Origin of the sequence: Psychrilyobacter piezotolerans (assembly GCF_003391055.1) — a bacterium.
GTDB lineage: Bacteria > Fusobacteriota > Fusobacteriia > Fusobacteriales > Fusobacteriaceae > Psychrilyobacter > Psychrilyobacter piezotolerans.
The window spans coordinates 98,629-121,641 of the sequence record NZ_QUAJ01000001.1 but is presented as its reverse complement, the minus strand read 5'-3'; the positions used below and the strand labels follow the sequence as shown (position 1 = coordinate 121,641).

Below are 23,013 nucleotides of genomic sequence, written 5' to 3'. Positions count from 1 at the left end.
ATGGAAATTTTTTCTAAATATTAAAAGGGTGGATTCAACATTAGACCAGATGTATCAATTATTTAAAGATTATTATTAAGAATGGATTGGTGAAAATAAATCTATAAATATAGTATAATGAATTAAAAAAGAATAAATAGTGAAAATTGTGAACATATTTCAATTTAATTGTTGAACACGATAAAAAAATATGGTATTATGAATTAGAATCATATTTAACGGGAGGAAGAAGATGAAAAAAATATTTATATTACTCACAGTAGTTTTTGCTATGCTTTTAACTGCATGCGGAGGAAAGACAGAGGAAACGAAAGAAGTTAAGGCTGAAAAACCTCTTAATGTCGGTATCGTATTATCTACAGGTGGATTAGGAGATAAATCATTCAACGACTCGGCTTATAGAGGACTTACTATGGCAGAGGAACAATTAGGGATTAAATTTAAATATGTAGAACCAGCTTCTCCATCGGAGGATATGCAATTTTTAAGAGAATTTGCCGAAAATAACTACGATTTAGTAGTAGGTGTAGGATTCTTAATGAAAGACTCAGTAGAAACAGTAGCAAAAGAACATCCAAATGTTAAGTTTGCTATCATAGATGAAGTAATTGACGCACCTAATGTAACTTCATTGGTATTTGCAGAAGATGAAGGTTCATTCTTAGTAGGAGCTTTAGCAGCTATGATGTCAAAAACAAATACAGTTGGATTTGTTGGCGGGATGGAAGTACCTTTAATTCAAAAATTTCAAAGCGGATATGTTCAAGGGGCAAAATATATAAATCCTGATATCAAAGTAACTACTTTGTATACATCTGGACCAAATCCTTTTAACGATCCAGTTAGAGGAAAAGAAAGTGCAATTGCAGAATATAATCAAGGTGCAGATGTAATCTTCCATGCAGCTGGTGGAACAGGTACAGGAGTAATAGAAGGTGCCAAGGCAATGGGAATCTATGCAATCGGTGTAGACTCAGATCAAGACTATGTAGCACCAGGAACAGTGCTTACTTCTATGATTAAAAATGTAGACCAAGCAGTATTTGCAGCAGTAAAAGATGTTAAAGAGGGAACTTTCAAACCAGGAATAAATAGATTTGGTGTAGCCAACAATGGTGTAGGAACTTCTAAATTTGAATACACTAAAGATATAATCGGTGAGGAAAAACTTCAAAAAATAGAAGAAATCAAGCAAGGTATAATTGATGGTTCAATCAAATTAAAATAAACTTTAAAACCTAGGATCTTTCCTAGGTTTTTTTTATTTATAAAATGGTTTCTAATAAGTTGATTTTTTTGTTATAATTAACTTATATTTAAAAGTTATAGAATTTTATAAGGTATTTTAAAAATAGAAAATTAATTAAGTAATAGAAGGGATGAAAAAGTTATGTGTGACGCTATATACATTCATATTCCATTTTGTGTAAAAAAATGCGGATATTGTGATTTTCTTTCATTTTCATGTGAGGAAAAAAGTAAGACAGACAGGATTGAATATGTAGAAAAATTAATAGAGGAGATAAGATTATATCCTAAGTTAAAATATGATACTGTTTATTTTGGAGGTGGAACACCATCTCTATTGGAAGTAGAAGAGATAGAAAAGATCTTAGAAGAACTAGCTATAAATGAGGGTGCTGAGATCACTTTGGAAGTGAATCCGCAGACAGTGGATATGCAAAAGTTAGAGGGATTGAAAAAAATAGGAATAAACAGGTTGAGTATTGGAATCCAAAGTTTTAATGATGAAAAATTAAAAGTTTTAGGACGGATTCATAGTAAGGAGATAGCTATAAAAACCTATAATGACGCCAGAAAAGCAGGATTTGAAAATATCAGCATCGATTTGATATTTGCCACTCCTGACCAGACCATTGAGGAACTGGAAGAAGATTTAGATATAGTTGAAAGACTATCGCCGGAACACATATCCATATATTCCTTAATCTGGGAGGAAGGGACAAAATTTATGGATCTTCTGGACAGCGGGAAATTGAACCCACTGGATAATGCTTTGGAAGCAAAGATGTATGAACTGATAATAGACAGGTTAAAAAAAATAGGATATCTTCATTATGAGATATCTAATTTTGCCAAAAAAGGATATGAAGGAAGACATAACAGTAAATATTGGAAAAATATAGAGTATATAGGAGTCGGGCTGGGAGCTTCTGGATATTATGAAGGAATCAGGTATAAAAATCAGGTGGAACTGTCTGATTATTATAAAAAGATAGATACAGCTGAAAAACCACTAATGGAAGAAGAAGAAGTCAGTGATAAAGACAGGATAGAAAATTATTATATTTTGGGGCTTCGCCTTCTAAATGAAGGAATAGAGGCGGAAAATAATCTTTACTTTGAAAAAATAAAGGAACTTTGTAGAAAAGGATATTTAAAAAATGAGGAAGGCATATATAAATTGACATCTAAGGGGCTTATGTTTGCAAATGATGTTTTTGTAGAAATCATGGAATAGAGGGGGAGTTATGGGGATAAGAGAAAATATTTTAGAATTGAAAAGTGAGATAGAAAAATACTCACCTAATCCAGGAGTAGTGACACTGCTGCCTACAACTAAATATGTTGATGCACATGGGGTATTAGAAGTGGTCAAGGCAGGATGCAGGGTTGTAGGAGAAAATAGGGTACAGGCTTTAGAAGAAAAAAGAAATATTTTGGAAACTTTAGAAACAGGAGATATAAAATGGCATTTTATTGGAAATTTACAAAAAAATAAGGTGAAATATATTGCTCCCTACATTGAGATGATCCACTCTGTCAATAAGATCTCTCTGGCGGAGGAGATAGATAAGAGAGCTAAACAAAATAATAGAAGGATAAAAGTATTATTAGAGGTAAATATATCCAAAGAGGAAAGTAAGGAAGGGTATTCGATAGAAAGGTTATATGAGGAGTTGCCAAATCTTTTAAAATTTGAAAATATAGAGATTTGCGGACTTATGACCATGGCACCTTTTACTGAGGAAGAAAAAGTAGTGAGGAAGGTGTTTTCAGACCTGAAAACATTGAAAGATGAACTAAATAAAACACATTTTAATGGCAGTCTGATAGAACTTTCTATGGGAATGACAAATGATTATAAGATAGCCCTTTCAGAAGGGGCAACAATACTTAGAGTTGGAAGTAAGATATTCAAGTAGGAGGAGAAAATTATGGAATTATTTAAAAATTTTAAACAAGTTTTAGGATTTGAGGGGACAGAAGGATCCAATGAAATCGAAGATGAAATAATGGTTGAAATGGAGGAAGAAGCAGGGGAAAAAGAAGAAGAAAATCTATCAGTTCCATCATCACCTACACCGAGTTTAAAGAGTAATGTGTATAAAAATAATGAAAATATAAGCGACTATCAGACTATTTTTGTCAGCCCTACTAGTTTTGAAGAGTGTAAAAAGATTGCAAACTATATAAATAAGGAAAAGATTGTAACTGTAAACTTAGAGAGCTTGAGCAATGAAATGGCTCAAAGGATGCTGGATTTTTTAAGTGGAGCTATGGAAGTAAAAAAAGCCAGGTTTATAACTGTGAGTAAGAAGGTATATGTATCTATACCTGATGGGATAAAATCATATGTAGAAGATGAAAATAACGAAATATTTGGATAGGGGGAAAAAGGTTCTGACGTCTAATGAGTTAGAATCTTTTTTTTTGTGAAAATTTAAAAATATAAGGGTAGAGTTGAAAAAGGTTGCAAATGGTATAGGACCGTGTTATAACATGTTGAAATAAGGGAAAAGTATTAAAATATTGTAATGAGTAAGGGGAGTATGAAGGAGAATTTTATTTTTATATAGAAAAATATTGTTTCAGGAGGCATAAAAATGGATTTAAGGAAAGATCCTATATTAAAGTTATTTCTAAACTACCTCCTGCCATCGGTGGCAGGAACATTGTCTGTAGGAATATTAATTTTTATAGATACCTTATTTATAGGCCGCGGGATAGGAAGTTTAGGATTGGCGGCTCTTACCACGGCAGTCCCTATGTTTACCCTCTATTCGTCCATAGGATTGCTGCTGGGTATGGGCGGAGCTACTGTAGGAGCGATAGAGTTAGGCCGTGGGAAAAAGGATAGTTTAAAAACAGCCTTTACCAATGCATTGTTATTAGCCATAGGATTAAGTATAATATTGACAATAATACAACAATTATTTTTAAAAGATATAGTCAGCGGGCTGGGAGCTACCAGAGAAATTTATCATATGGTAAGATCATATTTAAAGGTGATATCGCTGTTTACATGTTTTTATTTAATTCCTCATACTATGAATATATTTATCAGGAATGATAACAATCCAAATCTGGCCATGGTAGGGATGATGATCTGCGGACTAACAAACATTGTTTTAGATTATATATTTATATTTATATTTAAATGGGGGATGATAGGTGCAGCCACAGCTACAGGAATAGCTCAACTAACCTATACCTTGATCCTGGCAACACACTTTATCAGCTCTAAAAATACATTGGGGGTAATAAAAGACGGGCTTAATATTAAAATATTGAAGAGGATAATAAAAACTGGATTCCCGAGTTTTATAACAGACGCATTTGGAGGGGTAGTAATTTTTTTACTGAATGGAATATTGTTCAAACTCAGTGGATCTATAGGAGTTTCTGCCTATGCTATCATACTTAATATAAACTGGATGATCTATCTTTTATATCTGGGTATATCCCAAGGGTGCCAGCCCATCATAAGTATAAATTATGGGAGTAGTTTAAAAAACAGGCTGGATGAGATGTTAAAAATAGGAGTGATAACTTCATTTTGTGTGGGAGTGTTGATATATATAGGCGTTGTTTTTTACAGGGAAAATTTGGTAAATTTATTCGTAAGCGAAAATAGAGAACTAACAGAGGTAGCCACAAATGGATTTCCATTATTTTTTATAGCCATAATTTTTATGGGGTTCAATCTATTTATGGGGACTTATTTTCAGGCTGTGGAACAGACAAAAATTTCAATGTTTATAATGTTTTTAAGGGGTCTTGGGATGACTGCAATACTGCTATACCCAATGGCTGAATTTTATGGGATAGACGGAGTTTGGTTAACTTTACCATTGGCAGAAATGACAACTACAGTTCTTATTATTTGGGGAATAAGGAAAAAAATGGTATAATGTTTTATTTACTAATAAAGTAAAAAAACAATTTATTTAGAGGGGATAAAACTCCTTGAGCATTTTAAAAGGACGGTGGAACAAAGATGAAAGCATTAGCACTTTTTTCAGGTGGATTAGACAGTACCTTAGCTATTAAGCTGGTACAAAAGCAAGGAATAGAGGTTATAGCACTTAATTTTGTATCTCATTTTTTCGGCGGAAAAAACGAGAAAGCAGATAACATGGCTAAACAATTGGGGGTAAAATTAGAATACGTAGATTTTAGCAAGATCCATACAGAACTGGTAAAAAATCCTCCCAGTGGAAGGGGAAAAAACATGAATCCGTGTATCGATTGTCACGCTCTTATGTTTGAAAAAGCGGGAGAATTATTAGAACAATATGGGGCTAGTTTTTTGATATCTGGAGAGGTTTTAGGACAAAGACCCATGTCTCAAAATTTTAGTTCATTGAATAGAGTAAAAAAATTATCCGGTGTAGATCTGGAAGACCTGATAGTGAGACCATTATGTGCTAAATTATTACCTATCACAAAACCTGAGGAATTAGGATGGATCGACAGGGAACAATTGATGGATGTTAACGGTAGAAGTAGAAAAGTTCAATTGGAACTGGTAGAAAAATGGGGGATTGTAGAATATCCAACTCCCGGCGGGGGATGTATGTTGACAGAGCCAAATTATTCTAAAAGGTTGAGAACTTTGGAAGAGGATGGGTTTTTAAGTGATGAGTATTCACACCTGTTCCACCTGACAAAGAGGGGAAGGTTCTTTAGATTAGACAGTGGTAAATATCTATTTGTTGGAAGGGAAAAGGATGATAACTTCAAACTTTCTGAGTACAAGGGATATGGAACTCTGTATATCGCAGGAGCAGGTACTCCGGGGCCGGCTATCGTAGGATATGGAGATCTGAATGAAGATCAAATTGCCTTAGCTCAAAATTTATTTTCAAGATACTCACAGGCTAAGGGGAAGAAAAAAATTCAAGTAGTGATGAATGAAAAGATTGTAGATGTAGAGGAAGTAAATTTAGAGAAATTAGCTGAAGATATAAAAAAATATTTAGTATTATAAAAATTCATAAGGTTATAGACGGATGAGGTCTATAACCTTATTTTTTTATGCGTGCACCATGGTGAAAGTTCAATAAATAGTATCAATTTGAGAAATTTTTATAAGGGTGCCATATAATAAATTATTTATTGCAACATTTAATTGTGAAAATGGTATAATGCCGGTCGAGGTACCTTTCTTTGTAATAAATATATGGGATAAAAAGATATTGGGAGTGTGAAAAAAATGGAATTAGATGTTAAAAGACCTGTTTGGGTAGAGATCAATCTAGATAATTTAGGACACAATATGAGAGAGATAAAAAAACACATAAAACCAGGAACTGAAGTTATGGCAGTAATAAAAGCCGACGCCTATGGTCATGGTGCTTTGGGAATGATAGAGACACTAAAATCAGAAAATATAAATAAATTTGCAGTGGCAGTGTTGTCAGAAGCTATAGAAATAAGGAATTCAGATAAGGATATACAGATTATATTGCTGGGATATACTCCAGATGCTAATTTAGAAGAGGTAATTAAATGGAATATAACTCCTACAATATATTCCCTTAGACAGGCTGAAATATTGGACAAATTAGCTGGATCACATGGGAAAAAAATTGCTGTACATATAAGTGTAGATACAGGGATGCACAGGGTAGGATTACCTATAAAATATAGGACTGTAGAAGTTATAAAAGAGATAAGCGAGATGGATAATTTATGTTTGGAGGGGGTTTATACTCATTTTGCAGTAGCTGATGAAGCGGACAAAGGGTATACCATAAAACAGGTGGAAGAATTTAAATATATAATAGATGAGTTGGAAAAATTGGGGGTAGAAATTCCTATAAAACATGTGTCAAATAGTGCTGCTATATTAGACCTGCCGGAATTTAACTATGATATGGTAAGGGCAGGACTCCTCATGTATGGACTCTATCCATCGGAAGTACAGGAGAAAGATAAGGTGATAGAGTTGAAATCGGTGATGTCTCTCCATAGTAAGATCTATCATATAAGAACATTGGAAAAAGGTAAATCAATAAGTTATGGACTGACATATACGGTAAACAAAGACTCCAGGCTGGGGTTGATACCGATCGGATATGCCGACGGATACAGCCGTGGACTCAGTAATAAAGCAAGTGTAATTATCAAAGGGAAAAATAGATTGGCAAAGGTAGCAGGGGCTATCTGCATGGATAAATTTGTAGTAGATATTACAGATATAGATATGGATATAAATGGAGGAGATGAAGTTATCTTATTCGGGGAGGATGAATACAATAAAATAACTCCGGAAGATCTGGCGGATATGCTGGGGACCATAAGTTACGAAATTTTATGTAATGTAAGTAAAAGGGTTCCTAGAGTGTATAAAAAAGGGAATAAGATAATGGAGATAAAGGATGAAGTGCTGGACAAGATAGATTTAAATTTTTAACCCATGTTTCGCAGTAATAAAAACTAAAAACTTAGCCGCCAATTATCATACATGATAATTGATGAAAAAAAGAAAACAAAGGAGATGATTTAATGAAAACAAAAATAGTGGGGATACCGTTAAACTTTGGAGCTAACAGGTGCGGATTGGAATTTGGTGTAGACAACTTTATAGACCGATATCCAAAATACAGGGATAAGATAGAGGTGTTAGGAGTAGAGAGAGAAGTGGAAGATTTTTCAAGAAAGAATGCTAAATATCTGAATACAGTGGCAAAAACCTGTGAAAAATTAGCTGTGAGCATAAATAAGATAGTCAAGGATGGAAATTTTCCCATCACTTTAGGTGGAGATCATGCCATAGCCATAGGCAGTATAGCCGGGGTATCCAAAGAGAAAGAGATAGGAATATTATGGATGGATGCTCATGGGGATATGAATACTCCTGAGATAAGTGAATCTGGACACATACATGGAATGCCACTAGCTGCATCCATAGGGTATGGGCATTCTAAATTGGTGGATTGTTTATATAAGGGGACTAAGGTAAAAAAAGAAAATGTAATCCTATTTGGGACCAGGGATATAGATGAGAAGGAACAAGAACTGATAGATGAATTGGGAATCAAAAACTATACTTGGGATATGATAGCAGAGATGGGGTTTGAAAAAGCTTTAGGAGAGGTAAAAGAATTCTTTAGAGATAGAAACCTGCATATCAGTTTTGATCTGGATGGAATAGATCCTGCAGAGGTAACAGCTGTTGGAACTCCTGTTCCAGGAGGGCTCAGCCGTGAAATGGGTAAAATTCTGGTGTCGGAGATGATAGATACAGCATCTGTAACATCTATAGATATAGTGGAATATAATCCGATATATGAGAAGGGAATGGAAACGTCTGAATATGTAGATGAGTTACTTCAATTAATAGAGAAGAAGATAACTCTATGACTGAATACCCAAGAGTAGTAGTGAATTTGGAAAAGATCAGAGATAATGTAAAATTTTTGACAAAAAAATGTTATGAATCCCAGATAGATGTAGTGGGGGTAACCAAAGTTTTTTCTGGAAGCCTGGAGATGGCCAAGGTCTTGGTGGAAGGAGGGGTAAAATATTTGGGAGATTCCAGGGTGAAAAATTTAAAAAAATATAAAAATTTAGATGTTCCCAAAGTGATGATCCGTCTGCCTATGAGATCCCAGATAAAAGAAGTGATAAAGCATGTGGATATAAGTTTAAACAGTGAAATATCTACCATAGCCCTTTTAAATGAGGAGGCAGGAAAACAAGGTAAAGTTCATAAAATTATTTTGATGATTGAATTAGGAGACCTGAGAGAAGGGGTCCTGCCTGAAGATGTAGAGTGTTATATGGATCAGCTAAATTCTATGAAAAATATTAAATTAGAAGGGATTGGTGTAAACCTCACGTGTTATGGTGGGATCATTCCCAGCTTTGAGAATTTGGAAAAATTAGAGATAATTTCGAATTTAATAGAGGGAAAATATAATTTAAAATTAAATATTATATCAGGTGGAAATTCCAGTAGTTTGGATCTTTTGTGGAACAATAATATGCCGCCAAAAATAAATAATCTAAGGTTGGGAGAATCTCTTATTTTTGGAAGGGAAACCGCTTATGGAAAAGATCTGGAAGGCTGCTTTCATGACAGTGTAAAATTAGAGGTAGAGATAATAGAATTAAAAGAAAAGAAGTCCTATCCAGTGGGAGAAATTGGAGTCAATGCTTTTGGAGAAAAACCAGTATTTATCGATAGAGGTAAGAGAAAGCGGGCTATACTAGCTATTGGAAAACAAGATGTAGATCATTCCAATTTAGAAACAATGGATGAAAAATTAATAATCTTAGGTTCCAGCAGTGATCATTTGGTGGTGGATGTAACTGACTCAAAAATAAAATATAAGGTAGGAGATATAGTTGGATTTAAGCTGAATTATGGTTCCCTTCTGCAGTTAACCACATCACCCTACGTAAAAAAAACATGGTAAAGTGTGCTGTTCTATTTATATAAAAAATACTTTTGAAACAACCTAATAAAACATAATAAAAAAAAGGTTATAGACGGCATCCGTCTATAACCTTTTTTGAATTACACTTCCTCAAAAGAAGAAAAAAATCACGGTAGTAGAATGGGATTCAAACTTCTCTAGGATGAATAAAATAAATAGAAATAATACAGTTATATATATATTATAAATAAGGTGAGTTATATTTGAAAAAAATACTTATAATTTCTTAAAAAAAGAAAAAATCACAACAGTAGAATGGAATTTAAGTATTCTTGTGGTAAATAGTGCATAAATGATGACATATATTTGGTAAATAGAGTGGGTTGTATTTAAAAAAAGCACTTATAATTTCTCAAAAGAAGAAAAAAATAAGGTAGTGGATCGAAACTTAAACATTCCCAGGATGAATGAAATGAATGGGTCGGCATATACAGGATGAATATAATGAATTATGATATAAAAAAAAAAAGAAGTAGACTATTATTGAGTAGAGGAAAAAATAATAGCTCTATGAGGAGCATCAATAAAAGAATTATTTTTTTAGTTTAATAGTGGTATTCATGGTTATATTATATCAAAAAAATCATCCAGATGGGGGCTGGGGTAGAAAAGTGCTGACTATTTTTTTAACCTAAAAATGAGGAGTCATTCATTTTTTGAATGATGAAGAATAACTTTAATTTTTAAAATGAGGAATTTCTTAGGAAATACTATGTAATTCATATATTTTATATATGATTTAGCGTTAAAAGTATATTAGAAAACACTTAAATGATTAATTTTTAGACAAAAAGTTTGGATTTAGAAGGATAATGTATTAATATAAAAGTGAAAGATATATTCAGTAAATTTATAAGAGATATAAATTCACTAATAATAATTGAGAGACCTTTATTTATAACACTTGTTTTAAATAGAAAAATTGTTATGTTCCTATATTTAATATGTTGTGAGTATGATATAAAAAATAAATAAAATATATATGTAAAAAGATATCAGGAGTGTGAAGAAAAAATGGAATTAAATCTCAAAAGACCTGTTTGGGTAGAGGTCAATCTAGATAATTTGGGACACAATATGAGGGAGATAAAAAAACACATAAAACCAGGAACCGAAGTCATGGCGGTAATAAAAGCTGATGCCTATGGTCATGGAGCTCTGGGAGTGATCGACACACTAAAAGCAGAGAATATAAATAAATTTGCAGTGGCAGTATTGTCGGAAGCTATAGAGATAAGGAATTCATATAAGGATATACAGATTATATTGCTGGGATATACTCCAGATGCTAATTTAGAAGAGGTAATTCAATGGGATATAACTCCTACAATATACTCCCTTAGACAGGCCAAAGTATTAAATGAATTGGCTAAATTACACGGGAAAAAAATTGCGGTACACATAAATGTAGACACGGGAATGCATAGGGTAGGATTACCTATAAAATATAGGACTGTAGAAGTTATAAAAGAGATAAGTGAGCTGGATAACTTATATTTAGAGGGAGTCTACACCCATTTTGCAGTGGCTGATGAAGCAGATAAATGGTACACCATAAAACAGGTGAAGGAATTTACGTACATAATAGATGAACTAAAAAAACTAGGGGTAGAAATACCCATAAAACATGTGTCAAATAGTGCAGCCATATTAGATCTGCCGGAATTTAACTATGATATGGTGAGGGCAGGACTCCTCATGTACGGACACTATCCATCGGAAGTACAGGAGAAAGATAAGGTGATAGATTTGAAACAGGTGATGTCCCTGCACAGTAAGATCTATCATATAAGAACACTGGAAAAAGGGGAATCAATAAGTTATGGACTTACATATACGGTAAACAGAGAATCCCGGACAGGATTGATACCAATCGGATATGCAGATGGATACAGCCGTGGACTCAGTAATAAGGGAAAAGTAATCATCAAGGGTAAAAATGCAGTGGCGAGAGTAGCTGGAGCCATCTGTATGGATAAATTTGTAGTGGATATAACAGGTTTAGATGTACATGGAGGAGATGAAGTTATCTTATTCGGGGAAGACCAGTACAATAGAGTGACTCCAGAGGATATAGCAGATATATTGGGGACCATAAGTTATGAAGTCCTATGCAATGTAAGTAAAAGAGTTCCTAGAGTATATAAAAAAGATAATGAAATTATAGAGATAAAGGATGAAGTATTGGACAATATAGATTTGTAACTCCTCCTTCTTATGGAGATTTCATGAATATCAAAATTAATCCTGACTTTAGAATAAATTTAAGTACTCGTGAATCGAGGGGAAGTAAGAATAAAGGAATTAATTATTAATTATCAATTCGACCGAAGGTCGTCAAGGGGGTAAAAATGAGAAATATTAAGGTAGCAATATGGGGATTTGGAGCAATGGGTAGTGGGATGGCTAAGGCACTATTAAATAAAAAAGGGATAGAAATCGTAGGTGTATGCGACCTTCATCCAGACAGGGTAGACAGGGAGATGCATGAAGTTTTAGGAGTAAACAGGGGAGATAGAGCTCCGGTTTATATAAATGGAAATATAGATGAAGTATTGAAAGAAAAGTCTTGTGATGTATGTCTGTGTGCCACAGATTCATTTGTAAAAAAAGCATTTCCTAGATTAAAGTTAGTTTTGGAAAAGAAGATAAATGTAATATCTACAGCGGAAGAGATGGCTTATCCAAAGGCACAGAGCCCAGAGGAAGCATTGGAATTAGATAGAATAGCCAAAGAAAATGGTGTATCAATATTGGGAACAGGGATAAACCCAGGACTCATGATGGACTTGTTGGTATTGACATTAACAGGTGCTATGACGGATCTTACACATATAAAATCAGAGAGGATAAACAGTCTGTCTCCATTTGGTCATGCAGTTATGGAGGAGCAGGGAGTAGGGCTCAGTAAGGAAGATTTTATAGAGCAGGATAAGGCAGGTACCTTAGCAGGACACGTTGGATTTGAAGAATCTGTAAATATGATGACAGATGCAGTAGGGTGGAAATTAGACGGGCCGTTAAAGACTTCTATGGCTCCAATAGTGACAGATGTTCCTCGTGAAACACAGTATATAAAAGTGGATGCAGGATATGTAGCAGGATGTTCTATGTTAGGAGACGGATATGTAGAAGGGGAGAAGAAAGTAGAAATGGTTCACCCGCAGCAAATAGAGCCGCAATTAGGAGGAGTAGAAACAGGTGACTATATCACATTGGCTGGAACTCCTAATATCAGTATGGCAATCACTCCTGAGATAGATGGGGGAATAGGAACTATCGCAATGTGTATCAACATGATACCGCAAATCATAAATTCCAGACCTGGATTAAAAACAATGATCGATCTGCCGGTTCCTAGATGTATAGTTGGAGATTACAGGGATATGATAGAGGTAGAACTTAATTAGTCGATACTAAAAAAGAGAAAATTATTGCTGCCCTCTTCCTCTGGGTTGATTCTACAATATTAAAATTAATTTTTCCTTCTACCTTTGAGGAGAAGGAGATGAGGATGAGGGTATTTAGGAGGTAGTTATATGTTAGCTAAAAAAGGTGACTGGGTAATGATCTACAACATAGTATTGGAACCAAAAGACAGAGCACCTCAAATACCGGAGGATACAAAAAAAGTTCCATTGGAGATGTGGATAAAGGGATTTTTGTTGGAAGACACCGAGGTAGGAGAGATGGCAGATATAGAGACAATAGTAGGGAGAAAGGTTAGTGGGAAATTGATTGAGATCCATCCCAACCATAAACACAACTATGGAAACCATGTGCCTGAAATTTTACAGATAGGAAAAACCCTGAAGGAACTACTTTTTGATGGGGAGGGGAAATAATGGATAGAAGTTATAATGCTGTGATGTCTAGAAAGACAGAGATAATGAAAAAAGCTGTAGGGATAGATTACGATACCTTTGAGAAGGAAGGGATAGTTTTTGACTATGAAGCTATGATGAGGGAAGCGGGATATTCGCTGGAAGAGATAAAAAAAATACAAGGGGAAACCGGAGTAGGAAATACTCCTATATATGAACTTAGAAATTTGACTAATTTAGCCAGAAAAATGGCTCCGGCTGGAAAGGGAGCCAGAATATTTTTAAAAGATGAGGCATCTAACCCATCTGGAAGCTTTAAGGCCAGGCGTGCTGCCACAGCAGTATATCATGCCAAAAAGCTGGGATATAAAGGAGTTATTGCTGCAACTTCTGGAAACTATGGAGCAGCAGTAGCATCTCAGGCAGCCATGCTGGGATTAAAATGTATAATAGTGCAGGAGTGCTATGACAGCCAAGGAAAAGGGCAGCCTGAAATTGTAGAAAAAGCCAGAAAGTGTGAGGCATACGGGGCTGAGGTAGTTCAACTGACTGTGGGGCCTGAATTATTTTACTCATTCTTAAATTTATTGGAAGAAACAGGGTATTTTAATGCTTCCCTCTATACACCATTTGGTATCGCAGGAGTAGAAACACTGGGATCAGAACTGGTGGAGCAGATAGTTGAAAAGACAGGGAAACAGCCTGATGTAGTGGTGTGTACCAATGCAGGAGGGGGAAATCTAACTGGAACTGCCCGTGGAATGAGAAAAGTAGGAGCAGAAGGTGTAAAAGTAGTAGGAGCAAGTGTAAATTTAAAAGGATTACACATGGCATCGGATACTGATTTCAATAAAAAATCATTTACAACGGGACATACCGGGTTTGGGATACCATTTACAACTAATCCAGACAGATCCGATGTACCCAGATCAGCAGCCAGACCCCTTAGATATATGGATCGGTATGTAACAATAACTCAGGGGGAAGTATTTTATATGACAGAATCTCTGGCACAATTAGAAGGGCTGGAGAGAGGACCTGCCGGGAATACATCCTTGGCAGCAGCTTTTTCCATAGCACAGGAAATGGATGAAGATCAGATCATAGTGGTACAGGAAACAGAATATACAGGTGCAGGAAAACATATTCAGCCGCAGCTGTCATTTGCAAGGGATAATGGGATAGACCTACACTTTGGTAACCCTAGAGATGAAATTCCCGGAAAGAGCATCATATTACCGGAACATCCAAAGATGATAAAAGCTGTGGATTTAGATATGGATAAGATAAGACAATCATATGTAAAAAATATGGTGAAGAAAAAATCTGACGACAGAGAATTTAGTGATGAAGAACTCAGCTATATTGCTGTTGAGACAAACTTAACAGTAGAAGAAGTAAAAGGAAGATTAAAATAAAATTTATGTAAAAAATAAAGAAAAACTCAATTATATTGCTCTTGAGACAAAAATGACAATAGATGTAGTAAAATAAAAAAAAATTGAGGAGCTGAATATTTTGAAAACAAAAATAATAGGGGTACCATTAAACTTTGGAGCTAACAGATGCGGACTGGAATTTAGTGTAGAAAACTTTATAGACAGATATCCAAAATATAGAGATAAGATAGAGGTTTTAGGAGTAGAGAAACAATTGGAAGATTTTTCAACAAAGGGAGCTAAATATCTGAATACAGTGGCAAAAACCTGTGAAGAATTGGCTGTCAATGTAAATAAGATAATAAAGGATGGAGATTTTCCCATTAGTCTGGGAGGAGATCATGCCATAGCCATAGGAAGTATAGCCGGGGTGGCCAAAGAAAAAGAGATCGGAATATTATGGATGGATGCTCATGGGGATATGAATACTCCTGAGATAAGTGATTCAGGACATATACATGGGATGCCGCTGGCTGCTTCTGTAGGACACGGACATTCCAAATTAATAGATTGTTTCTACAATGGAGCTAAGGTAAAAAAAGAAAATGTAATCCTATTCGGGACCAGGGATATAGATGAGAAGGAACAAAAATTGATCGATGAACTGGGGATCAAAAATTATACTTGGGAAATGATAGCAGAGATGGGGTTTGAAAAAGCTTTAGGAGAGGTAAAAGAATTCTTTAAAGATAAAAACCTGCATATCAGTTTTGATCTGGATGGGATAGATCCTGCAGAGATAACAGCTGTTGGAACACCTGTTCCAGGGGGGCTTAGCCGTGAAATGGGTAAGACCCTGGTATCGGAGATGATAGATACGGCATCTGTAACATCTATAGATATAGTGGAATATAACCCAATATATGAAAAGGGAGCGGAAACTTCTGAATATGTAGATGAGTTACTCCAATTAATAGAGAAGAAAATAAATTAAATTTAATAGAGGCAGTTTGAACAGCTGCCATAGACGAAGCTGCAAGGGCAGCCCTTGCAGCTTCACCATAGGCGATTAGGGGGGATGAGATGAAAGGATATTTAAAAAGAGAGGATGATTTCTCTACAAGAAGAAAACATCTGCATAATTTAACAGATGAGGAATTAAAAAACAGATTTTGGGAGTTGGCAGAAAAATTAGTGGATCCAATGTTAGACCTGGCTAAAACACACACAACACCTTCAATTGAGAGATCTGTACTCTTAAGAATGGGATTTTCCAGTATAGAGGCTAAGCCGTTGGTAGACGGAGCAATAGATCGAGGGCTTATGGGGAAGGGTGTAGGTCATTTAGTATATAAGATATCAGAGGAAAAAAACATATCTATCCGGCAAGCAGGGGAAGAGATGATAGAGGGGAACCACTGGGATACCCTTATAGAAATCTTTAAGGGAGGTAAGAAATAATGAAAAAATTAATACCAACTGAAAAAATGGATATAAGAGAGATCCTGAGTGACCTTGAAAATTACAGACCCAAAAGAAGGGGATGGACTTGGAGAAAGAAGGTAAAGAATTTAAAGATGGGAGCATTTGAATTTACTGACTGCTCGGAACCGTTAAAAAATTCTATAGGAATACCAGCATCCAGATATTTTGATAATTTAGACCCCCAGCCAGCAGAAGTAATCACAACAGAGATAGCATCAGGAAGATTTGAAGATGATATAAGAAGGATGAGGATGGCAGCCTGGCATGGAGCGGATCACCTTATGGTAATCAGAACAGCTGGACAATCTCATTTTGATGGACTGATCGAGGGAACGCCCCAGGGGATTGGAGGAGTTCCTATCACTAGAAAACAAGTGAGAGCACAGAGGAAAGCTTGTGATCTCATAGAGGAAGAGGTAGGGAGACCTATAAACTACCATTCATATGTATCTGGAGTAGCAGGACCTGACGTAGCGGTAATGTTTGCGGAAGAGGGTGTAAATGGAGCCCATCAGGACCCCCAATACAATGTACTCTATAGAAATATAAATATGATAAGATCATTTATAGATGCGGCGGAATCTAAAAAAATAATGGGTTGGGCTGAGATGGCTCAAATAGATGGAGCACATAATGCCAATGCAACAGCTAGAGATGCATGGAAGGTAATGCCGGAACTTATGGTTCAGCACGGGCTTAACTCTATATTTTCATATAAATCAGGAATAAAGAAAGAAAATATATGTCTTTCTACTGTACCACCTACAGCAGCCCCGGCACCATCTATGAAATTTGACCTGCCTTATGCAGTGGCTCTTAGAGATCTATTTACAGAATATAAGATGAGAGCTCAGATGAATACAAAATATATCACTTCATCTTCCAGGGAAGCTACAGTAACTCATGTAATGAATATGATGATCTCCAGGCTGACAAGTGCTGATATCCAGTCTACAATTACACCAGATGAGGGAAGAAATGTACCTTGGCATGTGTATAATATAGAGGCTTGTGATACAGCTAAACAAACTCTAGTAGGGTTAGACGGGTTACTGGAGATGGTAGAAGTAAGAAAAGACGGATACCTTCCAAAAATGGTAAGAGAATTAAAGGAAAGAGCAGTACTTTATCTGGAAGAGATGATGGAAACCGGCGGATATTTTGAAGCTGTAGAAAAAGGTTTCTTCGTAGATTCCGGTAACTATCCTGAAAAAAATGGTGATGGAATAGGCAGAAAAAAAGATGGAGGAGTAGGAGCAGGAAGAGTATTCACAAGGGATGAAGACTATATGGCCCCTGTAACAGGACATTTTGGAAATAATAATATAGATCAATACGGAGCTACTAATCCAGCGGACTTAATAGGTGGCTGCACATTTGAAGATCCAGATAAGATCGTATATATCGATGAGTTAGATGACGTAGATAATGTAAATGTAAGGATGGCAGAAAATGAGGAGTATAGATCCACATCTAAGATCAAGCCAGAGGTAGAATGGCTGGCTGACGGAACTGTACAGATAGAGCTATTCCTGCCTACAAGCCAGAGGGTAGCAGAATTTGCCGCTATTGAATTTGCCAAGAAGATGAATCTGACAAATCCAGAGGTAATTCATTCTGAAGTTATGCATATAAGCGAGGGAACCAGGGTACAGGTCAAAGGAAAGGTTGAATTTGATCTGGATCTGAATAGTTTGGTAATACCGCCTGAGCCTGAAGTAATGTCAGATGATGAGATCAGAGAATTGGTAGAAAAATATGATATGAAGATAGTAGCAGGAACTGTAGGAGAAGACGAACATTCAGTTGGACTTCGTGAAGTTATAGATATAAAACATGGAGGAGTGGAAAAATTTGGAATGGAAGTTGAGTATTTGGGAACTTCTGTACCTTGTGAGAAATTAATTGATGCAGCTGTGGAATTAAATGCAGATGTAGTATTAGCTTCTACAATCATCTCCCATGACGATGTTCACTATAAGAATATGAAAAAATTACATGAATTAGCCATTGAAAAAGGAATCAGAGATAAGATAATTATCTGTGCCGGCGGTACCCAGGTAACACCTGAGATAGCTAGAAAAAATGGGATGGATGAAGGGTTCTCGAAAAATGACAGAGGAGTAAATGTAGCCTCATTCCTGGTGAAAAGAAAGAAAGAGATGATGGCAGGGAAATAAGTCTATGACTTAAACTAAAAAAACAGAAATATAAATTAAACTAATCTAGACAAAGCAGGGGCCAAAGGTCACTGAGATTTACAGAAAATTTCTTCCGTGTTTCTCTGAATACTTTGAGCCTCTATATTGAAAAGGTTTTCGCAATATTAGCGGTTTCAAAAAGGTTGGTGATATATGAAAATAGATGTTTTGGTAGCAGAGATAGGAAGTACTACAACAGTTGTCAATGCCTTTGGAAATCTAGAGGGAGAAAACCCTAAATTTATAGGGCAGGGGCAGGCACCTACCACGGTAGATCAGGGTGATGTAAATCTAGGTCTTATGGATGCTACCTATGATCTAGAGGAAAAATTGGGGATTAGAGAGTTGGAATATGATGAGTTCCTGGCTACAAGCAGTGCGGCAGGGGGCCTGAAGATGACTGTTCATGGGTTGGTATATGATATGACAGCCAAAGCGGCAAAGGAAGCAGCCCTTGGAGCGGGAGCAAATATCCACATGGTTACATCGGGAAAACTCCGAAGAACCGATCTAAAGGAAATAGAAAAAATTAAACCAAATATAATTTTACTTGCTGGAGGAGTGGACTATGGTGAGCGGGATACAGCTCTATACAATGCAGAACTCCTGGCTAAACTTAATCTGGATGTCCCTGTAATCTATGCAGGGAACATCCAAAATTGTGAGGAAATAAAGTTAATATTTGAGGACTATGGGAAGGAAGATCTTCTAAAGATAGTAGAAAATGTATATCCTAAGATAGACCAGCTGAATGTCGAACCTGTAAGACGTGTAATCCAGGATGTTTTTGAAGAACATATCATCCATGCTCCGGGGATGGAAAGGGTAAGAGACATAGTAAGCGGACCTATAGTACCTACTCCGGGAGCAGTAATGGAAGGTTCTAAGATCTTGAAAGAAGTTATAGGGGATCTGGTAACGATAGATGTGGGGGGAGCTACCACAGATATCCATTCGGTAACCGATGGCAGTGAGGAGATTACGCGTATTTTAATTTCCCCGGAACCTATAGCCAAAAGGACTGTTGAGGGAGACTTGGGAGTCTATGTAAATATGAAAAACATAGTTGAGATAATAGGAGAAAAAAACCTGGCTAAAGAACTGACCTTGGAGGAGGAAGAGCTGACGGAACATCTTTTGAATTTTCCGCCTATTCCTAAAAGTGAAGTGGAGATGAAATTAGTAGAGATCCTGACGGAAAAAGCGGTAATTATGTCAATTCATCGGCATGCGGGAGGATATAGACACCTTTTTGGTGAAACTAAAAAAACTCTTGCTGAGGGAAAGGACCTTACCAGTGTGAAGTGGATAATTGGGACTGGAGGAGCATTGACTAAACTGCCAAACAGGTTAGAGATCTTAAAAAAAGTAGCAATGAGCAACAAGGGAGATAAACTTCTGCCTACACCAGAGGTAAAAATATTGATAGATAATGATTATATTATGGCTTCTTTGGGAGTCCTATCAAAATATAATAAAGAGTCAGCTGTTAAATTACTCAAAAAAAGTTTAAGGATAGAGGAGGTGGAAACTTTATGACTGAATACCCAAGGGTAGTGGTTGATTTGGATAAAATTAGAAAAAATGTAAAAGTTTTGACAAAAAAATGCAGGGAATCCCAGATAGATGTAGTGGGAATAACCAAAGTTTTTTCTGGAAATATTGAGGTAGCTAAGATATTAGTGGAAGGAGGAGTAAAATATTTAGGAGATTCCAGGGTAGAAAATTTAAAAAAATATGAAAGCTTAGATGTTCCCAAGGTAATGATCCGTCTGCCTATGAGTTCCCAGATAAAAGAAGTGGTAAAACATGTGGATATAAGTTTAAACAGTGAAATATCTACTATAGCTCTTTTAAATGAGGAGGCAGGAAAACAATATAGAGTCCACAGAATTATTCTGATGCTTGAATTAGGAGACCTCAGAGAGGGAATCCTGCCTGAAGATGTAGAGAGCTATATGGATCAGATAAGTTCTATGCAAAATATTAAATTAGAGGGGATAGGTGTGAATCTCACATGTTATGGTGGGATCATCCCCAGCTTCGATAATTTAGAACAATTAGAAAAAATTGCGAATTTAATAGAGAAAAAATATGATTTAAAATTGAATATTATCTCAGGAGGGAATTCCAGTAGTTTAGATCTTTTGTGGAAGAAGAAGATGCCGCCAAAAATAAATAACCTAAGGTTGGGAGAAGCCCTTATCTTTGGGAGGGGAACAGCCTATGGAAAAAATCTAGAAGGGTGCTTCTATGACAGTGTAAAATTAGAGGTAGAGATAATAGAACTGAAAGAAAAGGAGTCCTATCCAGTGGGAGAAATTGGGCTCAATGCTTTTGGGAAAAAACCTGTATTTATCGACAGGGGAAAGAGAAAACGTGCTATATTAGCCATTGGAAAACAAGATGTAGACCAGTCTAACTTAGAAGCAATGGATGAAAAATTAATAATATTAGGTGCCAGTAGTGATCATTTGGTGCTGGATGTAACCGATTCAAAAAGGGAATATAAGGTAGGAGATATAGTGGAATTTAAGTTAGATTATGGTTCCCTTTTGCAGTTAACCACATCACCCTATGTAAAAAAAGTGTTTAATTAAAATTGACAGAATTAATAAATTATTATAGAATAACTTTCAGAAAAGAAAAATTTAGATAGAGGTTGCAAATATTAAAGAGTAATTATAGGTTAGTCATGACAAGCGTTGATCCTAGAATGAAAGGTAAATTTGCCGAAATGCGAAGAAAAGAGTCAAAATTCTTTGTGTTGGGATTATGGATAAGATCCATAAGACTGTCACCATATAAAATTGGTGATGTGCTATTAAATGATTTTGAGCATAGACTTTATTTAAGTTTTATTGTTGGGGGTTATTGATAGTGTTATCGATAGCTCTTTTTGTTACTTATAAATAAAAAAATCAGGAGGAATTGATTATGGGGAGTAAGATGAAAAAGGAAACGACACTGATGTACGCACTGATACCGTTGTTATTTTTAATAGGGAGTTTATTTTATGCAATTCAAATTGCACACATTGATGTACACATACCTATCTTAGTATCGGCATTTTTCGCAGCAGGAGTAGCTATATTTGGTCTGAACTACACATGGAATGAGATAGAAGAAGGAGTAGTTGAAACTATCAAGATGGCTTTAGGTGCAATTATAATTCTTATGATAATCGGAATGGTAGTAGGAACTTGGATTCAATCTGGTGTAGTACCAACTATGATCTTTTATGGATTAAAGATCTTGTCACCGGGAATATTTTTACCGGCAACTCTTATTATATGTGCTATTGTATCGGTGGCTACCGGTTCGTCATGGACAACAGCAGCAACAGTTGGTATCGCACTTATTGGTGTAGGAGAAGGACTGGGAATACCTAGACATATAGTAGCAGGTGCTATTATTTCCGGAGCATATATGGGGGATAAATTATCACCATTATCGGATACGACGAACTTAGCACCGGCAATGGCTGGGACAGATTTATTTACTCATATTAAACATATGCTGTATACAACAGTACCTAGTTTCATCATATCTATAATTTTATTTGGATTTATCGGGACTAAATATACAGGAGCAGCATTAAATACAGAGATGATCGACGGAATATTAAGCACTCTAAGTGGAAACTTTAATATCAGCCCACTACTATTATTAGTACCGGTTATTGTAATCGGGGCAGTAATAATGAAAGTTCCGGCAATACCCGGATTATTCGGTGGAGCTATCCTAGGTGGAATAGCTGCAATGATCTTCCAAGGAGCATCATTAGCTACGGTATTTTCGACTTTACACTATGGATACGAAGGTGAATCAGGGTTAGAAATGGTAGACTCTCTATTAAATAGAGGAGGACTAGACTCTATGATGTGGACTGTTTCATTAATTATTTGTGCCATGATCTTAGGTGGAATAATGGAAAAAACACAAATGTTAGAAACTTTAGCACTGAAGATTTTATCTGTGGCACATACTACTGGAAACTTAATATTAGTAACTATATTAACACCAATTTTTGTAAACTCAGTAGCTGGAGACCAGTATCTTGCCATAGTTGTGCCTGGAAGAATGTTTAAAGGTGCCTATGAAGAAAAAGGATTACACCCTAAAAACCTTTCCAGATCATTGGAGGATGCAGGAACCCTTACATCACCATTGATCCCTTGGAATACATGCGGGGCATATATGATCGCTACCCTGGGGCTGGCACCATGGACTTATGTTCCATATTGTTTCTTGAACTTAATCAATCCAATTGTAGCTATAATCTATGGGTATACAGGATTCTCTATTGAAAAGATAGAAAAGAAAAAGGTAGAAGCAGAAGCAGAAGTATAGAAAAAAGATAAAAATCCCTCCTAATTTTAGGAGGGATTTTTTACTTTGAAAAATATGATATAATATCTATATTATAGTT

General features: G+C 35.8%; 19 protein-coding genes and 1 riboswitch. All 19 genes read left to right on the top strand.

The features are described from left to right. Nucleotides 1-232: 232 nt before the first annotated feature. Entirely contained in the window at nucleotides 233-1,228 is a 996-nt protein-coding gene (locus DYH56_RS00545) for a BMP family lipoprotein (protein ID WP_114640895.1), read from the top strand. Between the two features lie 162 nt (nucleotides 1,229-1,390). Next, entirely contained in the window at nucleotides 1,391-2,482 is a 1,092-nt protein-coding gene (hemW, locus tag DYH56_RS00540) for a radical SAM family heme chaperone HemW (RefSeq protein ID WP_114640894.1), read from the top strand. Nucleotides 2,483-2,492: 10 nt separating this feature from the next. Continuing rightward, the gene (locus DYH56_RS00535; RefSeq protein WP_114640893.1) at nucleotides 2,493-3,167 is read left to right on the top strand and encodes a YggS family pyridoxal phosphate-dependent enzyme; all 675 of its coding nucleotides are present in this window, start codon (nucleotides 2,493-2,495) and stop codon (nucleotides 3,165-3,167) included. A 12-nt stretch (nucleotides 3,168-3,179) separates the two neighbouring features. After that, a complete protein-coding gene (locus tag DYH56_RS00530; RefSeq protein ID WP_114640892.1) occupies nucleotides 3,180-3,632 on the top strand; it encodes a cell division protein SepF in 453 nt (150 codons plus the stop codon). A 216-nt stretch (nucleotides 3,633-3,848) separates the two neighbouring features. Further along, nucleotides 3,849-5,156 (top strand): MATE family efflux transporter, encoded by a 1,308-nt coding sequence (locus DYH56_RS00525; protein ID WP_114640891.1) that lies wholly within the window; start codon nucleotides 3,849-3,851, stop codon nucleotides 5,154-5,156. Nucleotides 5,157-5,242: 86 nt separating this feature from the next. Next, a complete protein-coding gene (locus DYH56_RS00520; RefSeq protein WP_114640890.1) occupies nucleotides 5,243-6,235 on the top strand; it encodes a 7-cyano-7-deazaguanine synthase in 993 nt (330 codons plus the stop codon). Between the two features lie 225 nt (nucleotides 6,236-6,460). Then, nucleotides 6,461-7,663 (top strand): alanine racemase, encoded by a 1,203-nt coding sequence (gene alr / locus DYH56_RS00515; protein ID WP_114640889.1) that lies wholly within the window; start codon nucleotides 6,461-6,463, stop codon nucleotides 7,661-7,663. A gap of 92 nt (nucleotides 7,664-7,755) precedes the next feature. Continuing rightward, complete coding sequence (locus tag DYH56_RS00510; RefSeq protein WP_114640888.1) at nucleotides 7,756-8,613, top strand: arginase; 858 nt, start codon at nucleotides 7,756-7,758, stop codon at nucleotides 8,611-8,613. Further along, on the top strand, nucleotides 8,610-9,671 hold the full coding sequence (gene orr / locus DYH56_RS00505; protein ID WP_114640887.1) for an ornithine racemase Orr: 1,062 nt from the start codon (nucleotides 8,610-8,612) through the stop codon (nucleotides 9,669-9,671). Before DYH56_RS00510 ends, orr (DYH56_RS00505) begins: the two co-directional genes overlap by 4 nt. A 1,035-nt stretch (nucleotides 9,672-10,706) precedes the next feature. Continuing rightward, nucleotides 10,707-11,897, top strand: a complete 1,191-nt coding sequence (gene alr, locus DYH56_RS00500; protein ID WP_114640886.1) for an alanine racemase — start codon at nucleotides 10,707-10,709, stop codon at nucleotides 11,895-11,897. A gap of 146 nt (nucleotides 11,898-12,043) precedes the next feature. Next, a complete protein-coding gene (gene ord / locus DYH56_RS00495; protein ID WP_114640885.1) occupies nucleotides 12,044-13,102 on the top strand; it encodes a 2,4-diaminopentanoate dehydrogenase in 1,059 nt (352 codons plus the stop codon). A 129-nt stretch (nucleotides 13,103-13,231) separates the two neighbouring features. Continuing rightward, nucleotides 13,232-13,537, top strand: a complete 306-nt coding sequence (ortA, locus tag DYH56_RS00490) for a 2-amino-4-oxopentanoate thiolase subunit OrtA (protein WP_114640884.1) — start codon at nucleotides 13,232-13,234, stop codon at nucleotides 13,535-13,537. Next, nucleotides 13,537-14,934 (top strand): 2-amino-4-oxopentanoate thiolase subunit OrtB, encoded by a 1,398-nt coding sequence (gene ortB / locus DYH56_RS00485; protein ID WP_162056563.1) that lies wholly within the window; start codon nucleotides 13,537-13,539, stop codon nucleotides 14,932-14,934. Before ortA ends, ortB begins: the two co-directional genes overlap by 1 nt. 100 nt (nucleotides 14,935-15,034) lie before the next feature. After that, complete coding sequence (locus tag DYH56_RS00480; RefSeq protein WP_158538997.1) at nucleotides 15,035-15,889, top strand: arginase; 855 nt, start codon at nucleotides 15,035-15,037, stop codon at nucleotides 15,887-15,889. Nucleotides 15,890-15,978: 89 nt separating this feature from the next. Continuing rightward, entirely contained in the window at nucleotides 15,979-16,356 is a 378-nt protein-coding gene (locus DYH56_RS00475) for an ornithine aminomutase subunit alpha (protein ID WP_114640881.1), read from the top strand. Continuing rightward, nucleotides 16,356-18,560 carry a D-ornithine 4,5-aminomutase subunit OraE gene (oraE, locus tag DYH56_RS00470; protein ID WP_114640880.1) on the top strand — a complete coding sequence of 735 codons (2,205 nt, stop codon included), beginning with the start codon at nucleotides 16,356-16,358 and terminating at the stop codon, nucleotides 18,558-18,560. The genes DYH56_RS00475 and oraE overlap by 1 nt, the downstream gene beginning before the upstream one ends. Nucleotides 18,561-18,734: 174 nt before the next feature. Beyond that, nucleotides 18,735-20,120: a GlmL-related ornithine degradation protein gene (locus DYH56_RS00465; RefSeq protein ID WP_114640879.1), complete on the top strand. Its 1,386-nt coding sequence runs from the start codon at nucleotides 18,735-18,737 to the stop codon at nucleotides 20,118-20,120. Further along, nucleotides 20,117-21,181: an ornithine racemase Orr gene (gene orr, locus DYH56_RS00460; protein ID WP_114640878.1), complete on the top strand. Its 1,065-nt coding sequence runs from the start codon at nucleotides 20,117-20,119 to the stop codon at nucleotides 21,179-21,181. Before DYH56_RS00465 ends, orr (DYH56_RS00460) begins: the two co-directional genes overlap by 4 nt. Nucleotides 21,182-21,229: 48 nt before the next feature. Continuing rightward, a riboswitch (Lysine riboswitch) is annotated at nucleotides 21,230-21,413 on the top strand. Between the two features lie 105 nt (nucleotides 21,414-21,518). Beyond that, entirely contained in the window at nucleotides 21,519-22,934 is a 1,416-nt protein-coding gene (nhaC, locus tag DYH56_RS00455; protein WP_233499968.1) for a Na+/H+ antiporter NhaC, read from the top strand. Nucleotides 22,935-23,013 lie beyond the last annotated feature (79 nt).

Bases quoted from the DNA above. Each gene is read 5' to 3' on its own strand.
- orr (WP_114640887.1), top strand. From the start codon at position 8,610: ATGACTGAATACCCAAGAGTAGTAGTGAATTTGGAAAAGATCAGAGAT.
- DYH56_RS00475 (WP_114640881.1), top strand. From the start codon at position 15,979: ATGAAAGGATATTTAAAAAGAGAGGATGATTTCTCTACAAGAAGAAAA.
- ortB (WP_162056563.1), top strand. From the start codon at position 13,537: ATGGATAGAAGTTATAATGCTGTGATGTCTAGAAAGACAGAGATAATG.
- DYH56_RS00465 (WP_114640879.1), top strand. From the start codon at position 18,735: ATGAAAATAGATGTTTTGGTAGCAGAGATAGGAAGTACTACAACAGTT.
- DYH56_RS00520 (WP_114640890.1), top strand. From the start codon at position 5,243: ATGAAAGCATTAGCACTTTTTTCAGGTGGATTAGACAGTACCTTAGCT.
- alr (WP_114640886.1), top strand. From the start codon at position 10,707: ATGGAATTAAATCTCAAAAGACCTGTTTGGGTAGAGGTCAATCTAGAT.
- nhaC (WP_233499968.1), top strand. From the start codon at position 21,519: ATGGGGAGTAAGATGAAAAAGGAAACGACACTGATGTACGCACTGATA.
- DYH56_RS00510 (WP_114640888.1), top strand. From the start codon at position 7,756: ATGAAAACAAAAATAGTGGGGATACCGTTAAACTTTGGAGCTAACAGG.
- DYH56_RS00525 (WP_114640891.1), top strand. From the start codon at position 3,849: ATGGATTTAAGGAAAGATCCTATATTAAAGTTATTTCTAAACTACCTC.
- DYH56_RS00545 (WP_114640895.1), top strand. From the start codon at position 233: ATGAAAAAAATATTTATATTACTCACAGTAGTTTTTGCTATGCTTTTA.
- oraE (WP_114640880.1), top strand. From the start codon at position 16,356: ATGAAAAAATTAATACCAACTGAAAAAATGGATATAAGAGAGATCCTG.
- alr (WP_114640889.1), top strand. From the start codon at position 6,461: ATGGAATTAGATGTTAAAAGACCTGTTTGGGTAGAGATCAATCTAGAT.
- ord (WP_114640885.1), top strand. From the start codon at position 12,044: ATGAGAAATATTAAGGTAGCAATATGGGGATTTGGAGCAATGGGTAGT.
- DYH56_RS00530 (WP_114640892.1), top strand. From the start codon at position 3,180: ATGGAATTATTTAAAAATTTTAAACAAGTTTTAGGATTTGAGGGGACA.
- DYH56_RS00535 (WP_114640893.1), top strand. From the start codon at position 2,493: ATGGGGATAAGAGAAAATATTTTAGAATTGAAAAGTGAGATAGAAAAA.
- ortA (WP_114640884.1), top strand. From the start codon at position 13,232: ATGTTAGCTAAAAAAGGTGACTGGGTAATGATCTACAACATAGTATTG.
- orr (WP_114640878.1), top strand. From the start codon at position 20,117: ATGACTGAATACCCAAGGGTAGTGGTTGATTTGGATAAAATTAGAAAA.
- hemW (WP_114640894.1), top strand. From the start codon at position 1,391: ATGTGTGACGCTATATACATTCATATTCCATTTTGTGTAAAAAAATGC.